Below are 17499 nucleotides of genomic sequence, written 5' to 3' on the forward strand. Positions count from 1 at the left end.
GGAGCGAAGAACAGATGGAAAAGGATAAAAATGTTTTGGAAATCCCTTATGGTACGCGTGATTTTTTGCCTAACGAGGCAGCCGATAAGCGTGCTATCGAAACAAAGCTCGCTGAACTATTTGCGGAATGGGGCTATGAGGAAGTCGTCACCCCAACCATTGAATACCTGGATAATCTTACGCTTGGCAGCAATTCCAATCTCCAGGATCATCTGTTCAAACTCTTTGATAAAAACAATCGAACCTTGGCATTACGCCATGAAATGACTACGCCGATTGCTCGTCTCGTAAGCAGTCGGTTGACGGATTATCCGCTGCCGGTGAAGCTTTCCTATATCAGTAGTGTCTTCCGTCAGGAACAGACGCAGATGGGACGTCAGTGTGAGTTTCATCAAGCTGGCGTTGAGCTTATGGGAAGCACTAGTGCCTTTGCAGATGCAGAGATTCTTGCACTGGCCATTCAAGGTCTGTTGCGTTCGGGGTTAAAGGATTTTCAGATTTGCCTGGGACAGGTGGAATTTCTCAACGGCATCATGGAGCAGTATCAGCTTCCCGCAGAGGTAAAGGAAAAGCTCAAGGAGGCTATGGAACAGCGTAATTTGGTCGAACTGGAAACATTGGTCGATCAATTGGGACTTTCCGACAATGCGAAAGTCGTTTTGAAAAAACTGCCGCTGCTTAACGGTGGCGATGCAATGCTTAAGAGTGCCTATGACCTAGCGCTTAACGAACAAAGCCGCCGGGCGCTTGACAATCTTTCAGAAATCTATCGTTTGTTGAAGTCTTATGGAATCGAGCAGTATGTACGCTTCGACCTAGGAATCATCCGTGACTTCAGCTACTATACGGGGATGGTATTTGAAGCTTATACACCAGGGCTTGGATTCCCACTTTGCGGTGGTGGCCGCTATGACCATTTACTTTCGGATTTTGGTAATGCCTGCCCGGCTACGGGCTTTGGAATGGGAATCGAGCGCATTTTGTTAGCACTGGAGCGTCAAGGTCTTGAAAAACCAAAACGGGCACGCGATATCTATCTTTCCTATGCAGCAGGCAAAGAGAGCCAGGCGGTTGAACAGGCTGGTATCCTTCGGCAGAAAGGAAAAACAGTAGAACTTGCTTTGAATCCACAGGATAAAGCCGAAGCGACAAAAATGCAGCAGGCAAAGGGTTATTCGGAATTGGTTTATCTCTCATGATACAGCGAATACGGCAATTTTATTGTGCTTTGACAGCTCATATCCGTGAAGATGACCGTCAATTTATTGAACTGTCCCTTCCAGAAGCTGCCAGAGGCTTATTCTATCAAATGCACCCAGCCGATCAGGCGCATGCTCTTAATGTGGCCAAAACAGCGCTGCAATTTGTTGACAAGTCAAATTTGACCATTGACCGGTCAATGCTTCTGCGCTGTGCGTTGCTACATGACGTTGGTCGGAAAAAGGGAGATCTGGACATCTGGGGGAAAGTTTTTGCGGTACTTGTCACACATTATGCGCCTGGATTCGCTAGGGACTTTGCTTGCGCAACGGCCACTTCTATTTGGGATAAGCCTGGACATGCGATTTATGTCTATTTCCATCATCCGGAAATTGGGGCTGCTATGCTGCAGAATATTGGACTTTATGAAGAGGCAGACATTATTTCGCGGCATCATCAGCCGCCTGCACAGGATGATCCCGTTCTTTTGACAATACTGCGGCAGGCGGATGAAAAAAATTAACACATTTGCTTGACGTTTACAGGTTTACATGTTAGTATTGTAAACATATTAGTGCTTTAACAAGATAAAGAGTAGAAATCAGGAGGTCATATATGCAGTCAACTTCTATGGATTACCTGACAATTGCTCTGCCTAAAGGCAAGTTGTTTGGCCTGTCAGCAGATTTATTGGCAAAGATTGGTTATACCGCCGAAGGGCTTTCGGATAAATCACGCAAACTCATCATTACCAACGAGGAAAAGAAAATTAAATTCATCGTTTCGAAGACTGCCGATGTACCGACCTATGTAGAATATGGTGCAGCTGATCTGGGGGTCATAGGCAAAGATGTTTTGCTAGAATCCGGCAAAGATGTTTATGAGCTGTTAGATCTTGGCTTTGGTCGCTGTCATTTGATGATGGCGGTTCCCAAGGAAGAGAAACGCGCTAAGTTGCTGGATTACAATCACACCCGGGTGGCAACGAAATTCCCGCATATTGCGGAGCAATTCTTTAATCGCCATGGCATGCAGATGGAATACATTAAACTCAATGGATCCATTGAGTTAGGACCTATTGTTGGCCTTTCGGAAAGCATTGTCGATATCGTGGAAACCGGAACGACGCTGCGGGAAAACGGGCTCGAAGAAATTGTCGCCATTCAGGACGCCACGGCCCGTCTGATTGCCAACCGTGTCAGCTTCAAGATGAAGTTTGACCGCATCCATACGATGATTTCGGATTTGCGTAAGATTTTAGAAAGCGAGGCTGCGGCAAAATGAAGATTGTAAAAGCAAACGAAGTGGGAGAATACGAAGTCGAAGGTTTGCTCACGAAAGCGGCCTTTGATGAAGTGGAGCTCAATCCCAAGATCCGGGAAGCCAACCGCAAGACCTTTGGGCGCGATATGAGTGCCTCGGAATTGGTTCGTCAGATTGTCCGCGATGTTCGTAACGATGGCGATAAAGCTGTTATTCATTATACGAAGTTAATCGACCGGGTGGAATTCACTCCCGAACAGTTTTTGGTTTCGGAAGAAGAATTTGCCGCAGCCGAAAACGAAGCCGATCCCCAGGTTGTAGAATCTCTTAGAAAGGCGGCAGAAAACGTCCGTCGTTATCATCAGGAACAAAAGCCAAATTCCTGGATGACCTATCGCGAACACGGTTCGATTCTTGGTCAGTCCATCGTTCCGTTGGATCGAGTAGGGATTTATGTACCAGGGGGCACGGCGGCTTATCCGTCTTCGGTAATCATGAACGCGGTACCAGCTGTTGTTGCTGGCGTTGGCGAAATCATCATGATGGTGCCGCCGAAAAATGGTAAAATTAATCCGTATGTGCTCATTGCCGCTCGTGCTGCTGGGGTTAAGAAAATCTATAAAATCGGTGGAGCTCAGGCCATTGCCGCCATGGCTTTTGGCACGGAGACGATTCCGCGGGTGGACAAGATTACCGGTCCAGGAAATATCTTTGTGACACTAGCGAAAAAAGAGGTCTATGGTCATGTGGATATCGATATGCTCGCAGGTCCTAGTGAGATTCTCATCGTTGCCGATAAGACGGCTGACCCGGTTTATACGGCAGCAGATATGCTTAGCCAGGCCGAACATGATCCGCTAGCTTCGAGCATCGTCATTACGGATGATGAAGAATTGGCATATCAGGTGGAAGCTGAAGCGGAAAAACAGCTTGCTAAGCTGCCGCGCCGTGAGATTGCTCAAGCGTCGATCGACCGCAACGGCCTTATCGTTATTGCAGAAGATATGATGCAGGCAATGCGGTTTGCGAATGTATCGGCACCAGAGCATTTGGAACTTTTGACGGCAGATCCATTCCAACTGCTTCCGTATGTCCGCCATGCGGGGGCGGTGTTCCTGGGGGCTTATTCGCCCGAACCGCTTGGTGATTATTTCGCTGGTCCAAACCATGTACTGCCAACCGGTGGTACGGCACGCTATTACAGCGTGCTTAACGTAGAAACTTTTATGAAGCGTACGAGTATTATCTCGTACACACAGCCTGCGCTTCAGGCAGTTAGCGAAGATATCATTCGTTTGGCTGAGACTGAGGGCTTGCAGGCACATGCGAATGCAATCCGTTTGAGGAGGAAATAAAACCTTATGTTGAAATACCGTACTGGACTTAAAGATATGCCATCTTATGATGTGGTGGAGCGTGACTGGGAAATTAAGGTCAACGCGAACGAATGCAATATGAATCTGCCGCCGATGGTTGAAGACCGTTTGATGGGCCGTCTCTCCCGTGTCGCCTATAACCGTTATCCAAATGAGGAATATGATGCATTGCGTGAGCAGATTGCCGACAATCATAAATTGCAGAAGGAAAACGTTCTGCTTGGCAGCGGCTCCAGTGAAATTATCGAAAAACTCTTTTACTGCTTCGGCGGAACCAAAGCGAAAAAAATCGTTTATCCAGAGCCTTCTTTTTCGATGTATCGGATTTATGCCAAAGCGGCACAGGCCCAAGGCGTGCCGGTACCGTTGGAGGCGGATTATTCCCTGGATGTCGATAAATTTGTCACTGCGGTAAACGAAAATAAGGCTTCGCTGGCAGTGATCTGCAATCCGAACAATCCGACGGGAACGGGCTATTCGGTCAGCGATATTGAATTTATCGCGCAAAACATTCCAGGCAATTGTGCGTTGCTTATTGATGAAGCCTATATGGAGTTTTATGGACGTACTTCCGTTGGCCTATTGAAAAAATATCCCAATCTCATCATTGCTCGGACCTTTTCGAAGGCGTATGGTCTAGCCGCTGCTCGCGTTGGGTATATGCTGGCTGGTAAGGATATTGTCACGATGATTGAGAAATCCTATATGCCGTATCACCTGAACGTCCTGTCGCTGGCAACTGCTGACATCGTTTACCAGATGCGCCACGAGTATGTGCCACGCATTCAGATGATGATTGCGGAGCGCAAGCGCATGAGCAGCGAATTGGATAAATTGCCTGGTGTTACGGTCTATCCGTCCGAAACGAATTTCGTCCTGATAAAATATGCTAAGGCGAAAGAGCTCAATAAATATCTCGAAACGAAGGGAATCGGTGTCCGCTGCTTTGGCGATGCTCCTGGCCTAAACAATTGCCTGCGTATTTCCATGGGCTTGCGGGAAGAAAATGACCGCTGGTACGATGCCATCAAACAATTTGTGGAGGGAAGAGCATGAGTATCCGTACTGCTACGCTGGAAAGAAAGACGGCGGAAACTTCCGTAAAACTTGTCTTGAATCTTGATGGCAAGGGAAAAGGTGTCATTGATTCGGGAATTGGATTTTTCGATCACATGCTCAACCTGTTTACGGCCCATGGCCTGTTCGATTTGACGCTGGTATGTGATGGTGATTTGGAAGTGGATGGTCACCATTCGGTGGAAGACATCGGCATCGCGCTTGGCCAAGCCTTCAAACAAGCCATGGGCGATAAAAAGGGAATCCGCCGTTATGGTTCCTTCTATTTGCCGATGGATGAAACTTTGGCCTTGGTATCCCTTGATATCAGTGGTCGGCCGTTTCTCGTTTACGATGGTGGTGAGATGGCTCCTACGATTGGTGGCTATGATACGGAACTCACCGAAGAATTTTTGCGGGCCTTTGCCTTCAACGCTGGTATTACGCTACATGTGAAAGTGCTCTACGGCAGTAATTCTCATCATAAAGTCGAGGCTGTCTTCAAGGGATTAGGCCATGCCCTGCGCTTGGCAATCGAAAACGATCCGCGGGTCGAAGGGATTCCTTCTACCAAAGGTTCGTTATAAAATTGGGGGACAGATGGCTAGCTAGCGAGGAGGGGATCCAATGATTGCGATTATCGATTATGGTGTTGGCAACTTGTTTAGTGTGGAAAAGGCTCTAGCGGCTCTTGGCGCGGATGTCTGCGTAAGCAGTAATGCGGAAGAAATCCTAAAGGCAGATAAAATCGTTTTGCCAGGGGTGGGCGCTTTTGGTGACTGCATGAAGAATCTAGAAGCGTCAGGTCTTATTCCAGCGATTCGCGAAGCGGTAGACAAAAGTATTCCATTATTAGGAATTTGTGTCGGTTTGCAAATTCTCTTTGAGGGCAGTGAAGAATCGCCTGGCGTCAAAGGGTTAGGCTTTTTAAGGGGAACGGTCCAAAAAATACCGGCAACGGATCTAAAAGTTCCCCATATGGGTTGGAATAGTCTCGAGATAGTGAAACCGCGCCGTTCGTTGGATCTTTTCGAAGGGATAGCAGAGAAAAGCTATGTGTATTTCGTTCACAGTTATCACGCGGTTCCGGATAATCCTTCCATCATTACTGCGTATACGGAGTATGGGAGTAGACTCACGGCCGCTATTGCCAGTGGCGATATTCAGGCGACCCAGTTTCATCCCGAAAAGTCAGGCGATGTTGGCCTGCAGATCTTAAAGAATTTCGTCGAAGGCTAAAGGAGTTGTAACTATGCTGATTTTCCCTGCAATCGATATCCGTGACGGTAAATGTGTGCGCTTGTTCAAAGGCGACTTCGCGCAGGAGACCGTCTTTTCCGATAAACCTGCCGAGATGGCCCAGAAATGGGAAAGTCAGGGGGCCGAGTTTTTGCACCTGGTCGATCTTGATGGCGCTCTTGCCGGCAAGTCCTGCAACCTGGACACCGTCAAAGACATCCTCGCCGCGGTGAATATTCCCGTAGAGCTTGGCGGTGGTATCCGTACGCTGGAAAATATCGATGAAGTCCTCGCGCTGGGCGTGCGCCGCGTAATCCTCGGCTCGGTGGCAGTCAGGAATCCTACTCTTGTCAAGGAGGCCTGTGCCAAGTATGGCGATCGCATCGTCGTCGGCATCGATGCAAAAGACGGCATTGTGGCCGTCGACGGCTGGGGTGTTTCGGGGGATGTGGAGGTTACGGCATTGGCCAAAGAAATGAAAAAAGCCGGGGTCAAGACCATCATCTATACGGATATTTCCCGTGACGGCACGCTTGCAGGCGTCAATGTCGAGGCTACGGCGAAACTAGCCCGCGAGAGCGGCGTCAACATCGTCGCATCGGGCGGCGTCAAATCAACGGCAGATATCGAGGCCCTCAAGCCCTATGAAAAAGACGGAATCGAAGGCGTAATCGTCGGCAAATCGATTTATATGGGGACGCTTGATTTACAGCAGGCTATTGAAATTGCCGCCAAGGAGGATTAAAATGTATACGAAACGGATAATTCCTTGTCTTGACGTCAAAGATGGACGCGTAGTCAAGGGAACCAATTTTGTCGGCCTGCGCGATGCTGGTGACCCCGTGGAGCTTGCCGCACGTTATGATGAAGAACGTGCCGATGAACTCGTATTCCTCGACATCACGGCCTCGAACGAAGAACGCAACACCATGGTGCAGGTCGCACAGGATTGCGCTTCCCAAGTCTTCATTCCCTTTACCGTGGGCGGCGGTATTCGCTCGGCAGCTGATATGCGCCGCATGCTGAAAGCTGGTGCCGATAAAACGTCGCTCAATACGGCGGCCATCAAGAACCCTGAACTCATTCGCGAGGGCGCGAAAAAGTTTGGCAGCCAGTGCGTTGTGCTCGCTGTCGATGCGCGCCGCACTGGTGAGGACAAATGGGAAGTATTCATCAATGGTGGCCGTACACCGACGGGGCTTGATTGCATCGAATGGGTCAAGAAGGCTGTAGAACTTGGGGCTGGCGAAATCCTGCTCACGAGCATGGATGCCGATGGTACGAAGGACGGCTATGATATCGCCCTGACGCGGGCGGTGTCTGAGGCCGTGAATGTGCCGGTCATCGCCTCGGGCGGCGCTGGCAAACTCGAGCATTTCTACGATGTGCTGACGCTTGGCAAGGCGGATGCCGTGTTGGCGGCTTCGGTATTCCATTATGGGAAGTTCACGGTACGGCAGGTCAAGGAATATCTAAAATCTCGTGGCGTGGAGGTAAGATTCTGATGGACAAAAACATTGACATTTCCATGGTAAAATTTGACGAAAAAGGTCTGGTACCGGCTATCATCCAGGAAGAGAATGGCCAGGTACTCATGATGGCCTATATGAACGAAGAATCCCTCAAGAAGACGATCGAAACGGGCTATACGTGGTTCTATAGCCGCAGCCGGCAAAAGCTCTGGAACAAGGGCGAAGAGTCGGGCAACAAGCAGAAAGTGCGGGAAATCTCCTACGACTGTGATGGCGACACCCTGCTCGTACGCGTTCATCAGACAGGCGTTGCCTGCCATACGGGCACCTATACCTGCTTTAGCGGACGCAAGCTCGTCGGTGAGGAGGAAAAGGGCGTAACGGTCGTGCCACCGGAGCCGCAGGTTTCGCTGGCTACGGTCTTGAATGACCTCTATAACGTCATCCAGGACCGCAAGCTCAATCCCGTGGAAGGCTCCTATACGAATTATCTTTTCGATAAAGGACAGGATAAGATTCTCAAGAAAGTCGGCGAGGAAGCCGTCGAAACGGTCATTGCCTCGAAGAATCAGGCGCCGGAGGAAGTCCTCTACGAGATGGGCGACCTCTGGTATCACTGCCTGGTACTGCTGGCCTATCACAAGCTCACCCCAGACCAGCTCTTAGATGAGCTCATGAGCCGCCGCAAGGGTGGAAACTACCATCAGTTCACGGGCAAGACTGGTGTCCGTCCGGATATGTAAGTGAGGGAGTAACATGAAGGAATATACGATAGCGCAGGAGTTTTTGGCCGCTACCACCATGGCCCAAAATCCCAGCGTCCCCAAAATGGAAGGTGCCGAACCGCCAGCACCGGAAAAAACTGTGGCACCTGGTACAAAGATTATTCCCTTGCCTGAGCCAGAACTCTTGCCAGATATCCCCGTCAATTTCCTCGAAGTCATTGAGCTGCGGGCGTCTGTGCGCCAGTACAGCCAAGTGCCGCTGACGATAAAGGAGCTTTCCTATCTGCTCTGGTGCACCCAAGGCGTCAAGATGGGACTGCCCAAGGGCGCCAGCAAGCGCAATGTGCCGTCAGCCGGTGCCCGCCATGCCTTCGAAACGTATCTTTTCATCCAGAACGTCAAGGGCATAAAGCCAGGGCTTTATCGCTATCTGGCCTTTGAGCACGCCATGCTGCCGCTCAAACCAGCTGAGGAAATCAGTGAGGCTTTCTACTCCTGTTTCCGGGCCCAGAATATGGCCAAGAACAACGCGGTTACCTTTGTCTGGAGCGCCGTGCCAGAGCGCATGACCTATCTCTTCGGCAGCCGCGCTTACCGCTATCTGTTCCTCGATGCTGGCCATGTCTGCCAAAATCTGTATCTGGCGGCACAGACCGTCAAGATTGGCGTCTGCGCCCTTGGCGCTTACGATGATGATAAGCTCAACGAAGTCTTGGAACTCGACGGACAAAAGGAATTTGCCATCTATGGTGCCACGGTCGGCAAATTATAAAACAAAACAAATCGATGGTATAGAAAATCCCCCAGAGAATCGATTCCTAATGATTCTCTGGGGGATTTCTATGCGCAAGGAATAATAGGGGGACTAAATATGCAGGGCATTCATACAGTGCAACGTCAAGGCTTTGGCTTCATCGTTTTTGTGCTTGACGAGGTAATCGAATGTGTTGACATAGAAAAAGGCAGTAATTGGTATGAAGCGATGCCCTTTGTGGAAGTTGCCCCATTCTAAGAGTTTTTGATATATTTTGTTAATATCTGCTGCCGTGACGTTATTGGCTTCGATAATGCGCCGAAGCTTCCAATCGTTTTGACAATAGTCATATATTTCGTCGATAAGTCTTTGGTTTTGTAAGTCATCGCGATAGGTCTCAATGAGATGCCAGGCTTTCGAAGAACGCTTCATCGAATGGTACATTTCCAGCAAAAAGATAAGACACAAAAGGATTAACAGGGCTGAAACGACATAGTACATAGCAAACACCTCTATTTTTCGTATAGTTTCAGTTTACCATAGAAATATGCCTTATGCTATAATGGAAACAAGAAATACAAGCGTGGAAGGATGAAAGGAAGCGAAACATTATGGAGAAGAACCACTGGGCAATTTATATCTTATCGCTATCGTTGTTATTTACGGGCTGTAATGGGCAGGCGGGCAATGCTGCTACAGCCAGCGATGTAGTGGCCAGTCCGGAAAATCATTCCGTTAGCGAAACTCCCGCTATTGTCGACAAACCGATTTTACAGAATGAATATCGCACGCAACTTCAACGGGAATACTCGCTTCGTCATTACGGCGAAGCTATGACGGAAATTGTGCCGCAAGCGGTAGTGGTTCATTGGACGGGAGCATCAACTGTCGAAAGTACGTATAACTGGTTTTATAAACCGAACTATTCGGATGGGACGCTTAATGTCGCCTCGCAATTTTTGATTGGCCGCGATGGAACTATTTATCGGTTGGCACCGGAAACCTCTCTTTGCCGTCATATAATCGGTTACAACTGGTGTGCGATTGGCATTGAAAACGTGGGCGGTAATGGGGATACCGAAAATCTGACGGAGGAACAGTTGACTGCCAATATCCAACTGATTCGTTATTTGCATCGAAAATATCCTACCATCGGCTATGTATTTGGCCATTATCAGCAAGTAGAAGCCCGTGCTAGTGGTTTGTATCGCGAAAATGTCTCAGGATATTATTCAATAAAGGCAGATCCTGGTACGTGGTTTATGCGTGGCCTACGTGAAAATCTGAGCAAAGAGGGGATTGTCTTTTATCCCGAATGATTCGACGAATTAGGATTTCGGAAAGAAGCTGTTTATGAATATGACCGATAACAAGCTGGCAGGACGGACAGAATTGGAACGCTACCTTGCGGATCGGGTGGATACTGCGGTAGCCCACCATGACATCACGGTTCACTATCAACCGATCATCCGAACAATCACGGGCAAGATTTGTGCTTTTGAGGCTTTAGCCCGTTGGGAAGATCCAATATATGGCATGATCACCCCCAGTGTTTTTCTCGCTGTGCTGGAGACTACCCGGCAGACTTATAAATTGGATGCAGCTGTGGTAGAAGAAGTCTGCCGCATGCTGTCAGATCGCCAATCGCAAGGCTTACCCATGTTCCCGGTTTCGCTTAATCTATCGCGGATTGATTTTCTGGCCGGTGATTTTTTTGATATTGTGGAAACTGCGGTGAATCGCTATCAAGTAGCACGAAACCTGTTGCGAATTGAAGTAACAGAAAATCTTTTGGCAGCCGATACGCGCATTGCAGCTTCCTTGCGACGGTTTCAGGAAGCTGGCTATTCCGTATTGCTGGATGATTTTGGGCAGGGGAATTCCTCGTTGAATGTACTAAAAAACAATCAATTCGAAGCGCTCAAGATCGATTTGCGTTTTTTAGCCCCCTTTTCGCCGCGGGCAAAAACCATTATTGAGTCTGTGGTTTGTATGGCGAAGAAAATGGGGATTCACCCTTTGGCCGAAGGCGTTGAAACTCAAGAACAAGTAGATTTCCTAACGGCTATCGGCTGTGAACAGATACAGGGCTTTTATTATGGCCGGCCCATGCCAATGGATAACGTTCTCAATCATTGTTCGCAAAAGGGTATTCTGCTCGAACCTATTGAGGCAGAGGACTGCCTCAATGCAGCGGGCATTTATGAGTTCGATAATAAATCGCCCATGGTGCTTTATGCACTGAACAATGGCAAGATTCGTTATCTGAAAGTGGCAGCAACCTTCGATACATCCCTTCGAATGCTCGGCATTGCGTCGCGAAAGGATTTGGCGCAACAGGGGAGTTCGGCGGCACGGGATTGCCTATCTGCTATTCGGCTTGGCAGCATGCAAGCGATAAAAGCGGGCAAAGAAGTTACGCAGTCGTTTTGTACCCAAGATGCGCTAGGCCTGATTGAAATCGTTTATATCAGTCAGTACCAGCAAAACCGAATCTTCCGTTGCAAACTTACCACGATTCCTAGAACGCCCTCCATGGATAATTTTTGCTAGGGAATCCTTAATTCGATACAGCAGGAAATTTCGTTTTTTTTCCGTATTTTATACAATAGAATACATGATTTTGGAAAAAATAGTTGGGGATGGTTGTTTATGGTTACCAATCAGTATCGGAAGCTGGGGGAATATCTAAAGATCTTTCAGCCTATTTATGCGCGTCGGCTGGAAGAAACCAGGCTGGAAAATATGCATTTTGCCTATTATACCAGTGCCAGTACCGGTATCAATATACTAAAAGGCCGCCACCTCTGGATGAGGGCGGCGGCCTGTATGAACGATTATCGCGAAATCGATTATGGGATTCAACTATTAAACCATACCATCTATGATTCGGAGCAGCGCAGGCGGCGGATTCAGGAAATAAGCCAGCAGCTTCATTGGGGCAGCAACATGCTGGAATCCATGCTCAGTGATTTAAATCGGAATGAGCAGCAATACATTACTCATACCTATTTGGCTTGTGTCTCAGAACATACACCGGATGAAAAGGGCAGGGGACGGCTATCCATGTGGCGTGCTTATGGGCGGAAAACAGGCGTGGCATTCGTACTCAATCCAAATGCTATCTTTCACCCGCTGGCCCCGCTGCCACTGCTGCTATCTCCGGTAGAATATCTGACGCAGGAGGAATTTACCGTCGGTTTTGACTGGATGCTGGAAAATATTGAACGGAATTTATCTTTGCTTCAGCAGCATCAACCAACCATGCTGCTGAACTACTTTATTGATATGTTAATGACCTCGCTGTTTTCCATCAAGAATCCAGGATTTATCGAAGAAAGGGAATGGCGTTTTATCTACAACGAGTCGTCCCAAGGGCGATTGGCTTATGATATTGAGGTGGTGGATGGCATTCCGCAAATCATTTACAAATTGCCGATTTGTGGTCCTGGTGACGATTATCCGGGGCTTCCTCTGCAGGAAGCACTCGAAGAGATTATTATCGGACCCAGTCAATATGCGGAAGTGATTCGCGCGGCATACGTTAAAATGCTTGAAGAAATTGGAATCAAACATGCAGCCAGATTGGTCAGCAAAAGCAACATACCGTTGCGTTGATCCCATAGTGATGTTACGAAACAAGATAGTAATACAAGAGCAGAATGAGCAACAAGGTAAGGTTTGCGATGGTGAAATTAAACAAATATCCGCGAGTAAAAGGGAAACGGGTTCCGATATAGGCCTTGAACGAAATGACACTAGCCATCGAAGCAATAATTGTTCCCAGGCCGCCGATGTTGACCCCTAAAAGCAGAGGTGCTGATGCCGTGGTGTATTGGGCTAACATGACCGTAGTTGGAACGTTGCTTAGGATTTGACTGAGCACTAATGAAACCATAAATTCATTACCGGCTAACAATTGCGCTGGCCAGCTTTGAAAAAGGGGAATGCGGGCCAAACTGCCAACACCGATGAAAAGAAAGGTAAAAAGCAGTAACAGTTTATAGTCTACTTCCCGAAACAGGCGGGGATTTAACAGGGTGACAACAGGGATGACAACGAGCATGAGCCAGGAAAACGGCAAAATTCGCAGTACGTTCATCAGGCAGAGAATAAACAAGACAAGCAGGGGAGCAACAGCTCCCCATTTTAATTTGTCTTGTTCGTTGGGCGGTAAAATAACTTCCTTGTCGGGCAGCAGAAACGTAGCAAGGTAAATGACGATACCGCTGATAAGTACAATGGGAAAGGTAATCGAGAGGAAGTCTCTAAGTGAAAGATTATAGTAAGAATAAATGAAGAGATTTTGCGGATTGCCGATAGGCGTTAACATACTGCCCATGTTGGCAGCAATCGTTTGCCAGGTTACAACCGGAATCAATAAACGAATAGCACGTACATCAGTAAGGATCATGATTGCTAGTGGTACAAAGATAATTAGCGAAACATCGTTGGTAATCAGCATGGAACTGAAAAAACAACTAAATATGAAAAAACGTCCCAACATCCGGCTGGATGTATGCTCGTTGAAAATCAATCGATATGCATAGGTAAACAATCCGCTTTGGCGAAGACCAGCCACAATAGTCATCAGACAAAACAATAATCCCAAAAGAGGCACATTGATACTGGCTAGAATTGCCGCCGAAGAAAACGGTACCAGGGAACTGACAATAATAGCAAACAGCATTGCCACAGTCAAATCAGGATTATGACGCAAGTAATGAATAAAATACATGAAACGATGCTCCTAATAAAGTTTCTTAAATCAATCATTATCATATTGTATATTTTTTCTTACATACCTGTCAAATGACAAATAAAAATCGAGTAACGAAAAAACGACCTCGTAGAATTGCTCCTAAGGCCGTTGTAAAACGTTTTGTATATAATAATATACCTTAAAAGTAAAAACGCCTCAGAAAGGGTGTATGAAGGGATGATTGCAAAAGGAGGAATTTCAATCTTAAAATTCTTATTAATGGTGGTAAATATTTATATATCGTCAGTCGGCATAAATTTCCCACCATAACTTCCGATAAGTATAAATTATCGGAAGTTATGGTTTGCTGTTATTTTCTGGATGTGATAAATGCCGATTGCCCGTTTGAGACAAAAATTTTTAGATCCTTTAGCATCTCCTGTATTTTCTTAACGTTTTTGTCGTTATTCGTTACACTCTTCTGTGACTCAGTCTCTTGACTTGTATTTATCCATATCCTAATATATTGTAGGATGAACAACTTAGTATATTAATCAAGTAAGAGGTTTGATATGGCAATTCCAGTAAGAAAACGACAAGCAAAAATTGATCCAGATCAGTGTGTGGCTTGCGGTACTTGTTTAGATACATGTCCACAAGGTGCCCTTTCTATTTTTCATGGTAGTTATGCCCAGGTAGATTTTACGCGTTGTATTGGTTGCGGCCTCTGCGCCCGCGAATGTCCAGCAGATATTATTCAGTTTGAGGTGTCAAAATGAAAACGCAGCAGCATTGGTATCATAACCTTTGGCTTTGGTCAGTAATTTATTTTTCGCTTGGTTTTGTAAATATCCTTTTTGCTTTATTGGGGCTCATCAGTTTCTGTTTGCCGTTGTTATTTGCGATTTTCGGTGGCAACAAGTTGTTTTGCAACCGTTATTGCGATCGCGGGCAATTATTACGTTTTTTCGGTAGTCAGTTAGGATTTTCCCGCCGTCATGATATTCCCCAATGGATGCATAGTAATGGGTTTCGTTTGGGGTTCATGATTTTTTTCTTTGCCATGTTTGGCGGCATTCTCTATACTTCTTGGATGGTCTACCTTGAAACTACTTCTTTGAAGGAAGTCATTACCTTGTTTTGGTGTATTGAATTTCCGTGGTCTTGGGCTGCAACCACTTTGGTATCACCAGCAGTTGCTCAATTTGCCTTTGGCCTGTATAGTTTGATGTTGACCTCGGAATTCATCGCATTGGCAGCAATGTTTTATTACCGTCCACGGACTTGGTGTGCGTTTTGTCCGATGGGAACGCTGACGCAGAGTATTTGTAAAAGAAAACTACCCACCCAAAGATAGATAGTTAAAAAGCTCCGGACATGCCGGAGCTTTTTTAACGTTCAGCCTCTTTTAGTGGGACTGCTGTATTGGTTTTGTGGCTTCATTCGCTTCGCTGGATATTTGTTCCTGACTATTTAGATATTCGCTAATCTCATTTATGAAAGCTCTGGCAGATGTTTCGGCGATAATTGCCTCTTTATCATGCTCCTCTACGAGTTTACGCTGACGGATGAATTTTTCCTTTAGCGTGGTATCTTTGAGATTTTTTATTGCCTCGAGTCCTGTCATATCCGCATTGGTAATGCGAACTAGCTGCTGCAATTGTGGAGCGCATTCGGCCAATATTTCCTTGGGCAGATGTGCCATGAGATTGACTGCCGATTGGTGAAGATCCCGTAATTGTTCCTGGACGGCTGTTTCCGCAGCACGTGAACGATTGGATTCCCAATAATGGTTGATCGCTGCGCGAAGTTCCGGCCCATCAGGGCGCCCTATCTTTGCCCAGTTATTCTCTAAGTGCTGCGATTGTCCGGCTATCCGTTGCATGTCTTTGGCTAGTGGCCCATACTGTTCAGCAATGGCTTTTTCCCAGGATTTTTGTGCCCGATAGTGATGCGGGTCTTTGGCGTAATCGGCACCAGTAGCTAAAGTGATTTTCGATAACTGTTCGTATTTCATGGGATTAAAGAAAATCGCGGGGATTGTTGAATTCTCAGGAAGTTTTTCTACAGGCCCTAGCGCCAGTTTGTTTTCCATATAATCGGTAACCGGATAATTCCACCAAATGCCGAGAGAACGGTTGTAAATCGCATTGGCAGCGGCGAGTTGTTCGTCCGATAGTCCATCAGGAACGACGCCATCGCCAGTATAGAGAACCAGAATTTCTGGATTGAGATTCTTGGTAAAAGCCTCGGTGTAAGGTTTCTTCACTCCATCCGTATGCATGTCCGCTCGGAAATATTCTGTAGGTACGGTAATCAGTGGATTGACTCCGTAATGGGTGGCTATGAATTTCTCAGACAGCCAGTTTAGGAAAAGGGCTTGTCCCTCCCCATCTTTGTCCTGTATGTCGTCAAAGAATATCGCAAAATCCCGAACGCCCAAATCATACATCGCTTGCAGTTTTTTATACATGAACATCCTGTCTTGGAATCCCTTAAAACCCGTAAATTTAATATCAAGACCTGGGGAAACAGCAAAAACAAAGCGTACTTTCTGTTGCTTGGACGCTGCAATCAAAGAGGAAAGTTCTTTAAGCTTATCCGCTGGATAAGGTTCACGCCATTTTGCCCGATGATAGGGATCATCTTTGGGAGCATAAATGTAAGCATTGAGGTCGTGCTTGCTGCAGAAGTTTAAGATATCGAGGCGGTCAGCCTGCTGCCAAGGCGTTCCATAAAAACCTTCGACAATTCCGCGAAGGTGGATGGGCGAAGCTTCTGCATAACCATCATTCATTGTGGTTCCCAAAAGGAAAAAACTGCCAGCAGCAGTCAAGGCCAATGTTTTCTTAACCAGTGGGAAAAATTTTATAATCATTCCATTCTCCTGTCCATAGTTATGTTTTATATTTTTCATTATAGCACACATTGGTAAAAAAAATCTTGCAGGTACTTGTATCGTAATCTTAGTGTTTTTGAAAAAAATATCCGTAAATTTACGAAAATCAGTTCCATATCGAACATATATGTGCTACAATAGAACATAAGAGTTATAGTAATCGTTATGAGGAGGCAGAGAATCATGCGCAAAACGCAGACTTCGAGCGAACGGCAGAAAGAAATTTTCAAATATATCAAATCTTTCCTGTTGGAGAAGGGCTATCCCCCTTCCGTCCGCGAAATTGGCAAGGCGGTAGGCCTAAAATCCAGCTCCACCGTTCATGGTTATCTTTCGCGCCTTGAAGAAAATGGCATGATTAAACGTGATCCGACGAAGCCACGTGCCATTGATATTCTCGATGAGAAACCATGGGGGAAAAACGTTGCCGTACCACTCGTTGGCACGGTTACAGCTGGTGCTCCTATTCTTGCCGAACAGAACATTCAGGACGTCTATTCTTTCCCACAAGGGCTTTTGGGAACCGCCGATAAGACCTTTATGCTGAAAGTTTCGGGTGAGAGCATGATTAATGCCGGCATCTATGACGGTGACTACGTTATGGTTCGTCAGCAGGATTCTGCAAATGATGGTGAAATCGTCGTTGCGTTGGTAGACCAGGAAGGTGCTACGGTAAAACGCATTTATCACGAAAAGGATTGTTTCCGTCTGCAGCCAGAAAATGATACAATGGAACCGTTTTATGAGAAAAATGTCAACGTTCTCGGCAAAGTCATCGGCGTCTATCGTCAGATGTAACGACAATACTCCATG

20 protein-coding genes are annotated in these 17499 nt (G+C 46.8%); 17 read left to right on the forward strand and 3 right to left on the reverse strand.

Annotated elements, in window-relative coordinates; all coding sequences use genetic code 11:
• Window positions 1-14 precede the first annotated feature (14 nt).
• From hisZ to T504_RS0102375, 11 genes are all read left to right on the forward strand, one after another.
• A complete protein-coding gene (gene hisZ, locus T504_RS0102325) occupies window positions 15-1199 on the forward strand; it encodes an ATP phosphoribosyltransferase regulatory subunit (RefSeq protein ID WP_033169430.1) in 1185 nt (394 codons plus the stop codon).
• A gap of 29 nt (window positions 1200-1228) precedes the next feature.
• Entirely contained in the window at window positions 1229-1723 is a 495-nt protein-coding gene (locus T504_RS0102330; protein ID WP_197018665.1) for an HDIG domain-containing metalloprotein, read from the forward strand.
• Window positions 1724-1815: 92 nt separating this feature from the next.
• A complete protein-coding gene (gene hisG, locus T504_RS0102335; RefSeq protein WP_033169432.1) occupies window positions 1816-2484 on the forward strand; it encodes an ATP phosphoribosyltransferase in 669 nt (222 codons plus the stop codon).
• Window positions 2481-3818: a histidinol dehydrogenase gene (hisD, locus tag T504_RS0102340; RefSeq protein WP_033169433.1), complete on the forward strand. Its 1338-nt coding sequence runs from the start codon at window positions 2481-2483 to the stop codon at window positions 3816-3818. The genes hisG and hisD overlap by 4 nt, the downstream gene beginning before the upstream one ends.
• 6 nt (window positions 3819-3824) lie before the next feature.
• The gene (gene hisC, locus T504_RS0102345) at window positions 3825-4895 is read left to right on the forward strand and encodes a histidinol-phosphate transaminase (RefSeq protein WP_033169434.1); all 1071 of its coding nucleotides are present in this window, start codon (window positions 3825-3827) and stop codon (window positions 4893-4895) included.
• Window positions 4892-5482, forward strand: coding sequence for an imidazoleglycerol-phosphate dehydratase HisB (gene hisB, locus T504_RS0102350; RefSeq protein WP_033169435.1), 591 nt, complete (start codon window positions 4892-4894; stop codon window positions 5480-5482). The genes hisC and hisB overlap by 4 nt, the downstream gene beginning before the upstream one ends.
• 40 nt (window positions 5483-5522) lie before the next feature.
• Window positions 5523-6134 carry an imidazole glycerol phosphate synthase subunit HisH gene (gene hisH, locus T504_RS0102355; RefSeq protein ID WP_033169436.1) on the forward strand — a complete coding sequence of 204 codons (612 nt, stop codon included), beginning with the start codon at window positions 5523-5525 and terminating at the stop codon, window positions 6132-6134.
• A 13-nt stretch (window positions 6135-6147) separates the two neighbouring features.
• Window positions 6148-6879, forward strand: a complete 732-nt coding sequence (hisA, locus tag T504_RS0102360) for a 1-(5-phosphoribosyl)-5-[(5-phosphoribosylamino)methylideneamino]imidazole-4-carboxamide isomerase (RefSeq protein ID WP_033169437.1) — start codon at window positions 6148-6150, stop codon at window positions 6877-6879.
• Window position 6880: 1 nt separating this feature from the next.
• Window positions 6881-7639: an imidazole glycerol phosphate synthase subunit HisF gene (gene hisF, locus T504_RS0102365; protein ID WP_033169438.1), complete on the forward strand. Its 759-nt coding sequence runs from the start codon at window positions 6881-6883 to the stop codon at window positions 7637-7639.
• Complete coding sequence (gene hisIE, locus T504_RS0102370) at window positions 7639-8349, forward strand: bifunctional phosphoribosyl-AMP cyclohydrolase/phosphoribosyl-ATP diphosphatase HisIE (protein ID WP_033169439.1); 711 nt, start codon at window positions 7639-7641, stop codon at window positions 8347-8349. Before hisF ends, hisIE begins: the two co-directional genes overlap by 1 nt.
• Before the next feature lie 13 nt (window positions 8350-8362).
• Window positions 8363-9103 (forward strand): SagB/ThcOx family dehydrogenase, encoded by a 741-nt coding sequence (locus T504_RS0102375; RefSeq protein WP_033169440.1) that lies wholly within the window; start codon window positions 8363-8365, stop codon window positions 9101-9103.
• A gap of 93 nt (window positions 9104-9196) precedes the next feature.
• Here the strand turns inward: T504_RS0102375 and T504_RS0102380 are convergent, their stop codons facing one another.
• Window positions 9197-9586, reverse strand: coding sequence for a hypothetical protein (locus tag T504_RS0102380; protein WP_033169441.1), 390 nt, complete (start codon window positions 9584-9586; stop codon window positions 9197-9199).
• Between the two features lie 110 nt (window positions 9587-9696).
• Between T504_RS0102380 and T504_RS0102385 the strand changes: the two genes are divergently transcribed.
• From T504_RS0102385 to T504_RS0102395, 3 genes are all read left to right on the forward strand, one after another.
• Window positions 9697-10404 carry a peptidoglycan recognition protein family protein gene (locus tag T504_RS0102385; RefSeq protein WP_081823343.1) on the forward strand — a complete coding sequence of 236 codons (708 nt, stop codon included), beginning with the start codon at window positions 9697-9699 and terminating at the stop codon, window positions 10402-10404.
• Window positions 10405-10438: 34 nt separating this feature from the next.
• Complete coding sequence (locus T504_RS13755) at window positions 10439-11638, forward strand: EAL domain-containing protein (RefSeq protein WP_051635160.1); 1200 nt, start codon at window positions 10439-10441, stop codon at window positions 11636-11638.
• Window positions 11639-11737: 99 nt separating this feature from the next.
• On the forward strand, window positions 11738-12703 hold the full coding sequence (locus T504_RS0102395; protein WP_033169442.1) for a DUF2971 domain-containing protein: 966 nt from the start codon (window positions 11738-11740) through the stop codon (window positions 12701-12703).
• Window positions 12704-12716: 13 nt separating this feature from the next.
• Here T504_RS0102395 and T504_RS0102400 read toward each other — a convergent pair whose 3' ends face one another.
• The gene (locus tag T504_RS0102400) at window positions 12717-13823 is read right to left on the reverse strand and encodes an SLC13 family permease (RefSeq protein ID WP_051635161.1); all 1107 of its coding nucleotides are present in this window, start codon (window positions 13821-13823) and stop codon (window positions 12717-12719) included.
• Between the two features lie 536 nt (window positions 13824-14359).
• Here T504_RS0102400 and T504_RS14140 point away from each other — a divergent pair.
• Both T504_RS14140 and T504_RS0102405 read left to right on the forward strand, forming a co-directional pair.
• Complete coding sequence (locus T504_RS14140) at window positions 14360-14566, forward strand: 4Fe-4S dicluster domain-containing protein (RefSeq protein ID WP_072022690.1); 207 nt, start codon at window positions 14360-14362, stop codon at window positions 14564-14566.
• On the forward strand, window positions 14563-15144 hold the full coding sequence (locus T504_RS0102405) for a 4Fe-4S binding protein (RefSeq protein WP_033169443.1): 582 nt from the start codon (window positions 14563-14565) through the stop codon (window positions 15142-15144). The genes T504_RS14140 and T504_RS0102405 overlap by 4 nt, the downstream gene beginning before the upstream one ends.
• Window positions 15145-15195: 51 nt before the next feature.
• On the opposite strand, the gene T504_RS0102410 is transcribed toward T504_RS0102405, so the two are convergent.
• Window positions 15196-16665: a protein O-GlcNAcase gene (locus T504_RS0102410; protein WP_051635162.1), complete on the reverse strand. Its 1470-nt coding sequence runs from the start codon at window positions 16663-16665 to the stop codon at window positions 15196-15198.
• Between the two features lie 204 nt (window positions 16666-16869).
• Here T504_RS0102410 and lexA point away from each other — a divergent pair, with 204 nt between their 5' ends.
• Complete coding sequence (lexA, locus tag T504_RS0102415) at window positions 16870-17484, forward strand: transcriptional repressor LexA (protein ID WP_033169444.1); 615 nt, start codon at window positions 16870-16872, stop codon at window positions 17482-17484.
• Window positions 17485-17499: the final 15 nt, after the last annotated feature.

The sequence above is a fragment of the Selenomonas sp. ND2010 genome (genome assembly GCF_000702005.1).
Lineage (GTDB): Bacteria > Bacillota > Negativicutes > Selenomonadales > Selenomonadaceae > Selenomonas_A.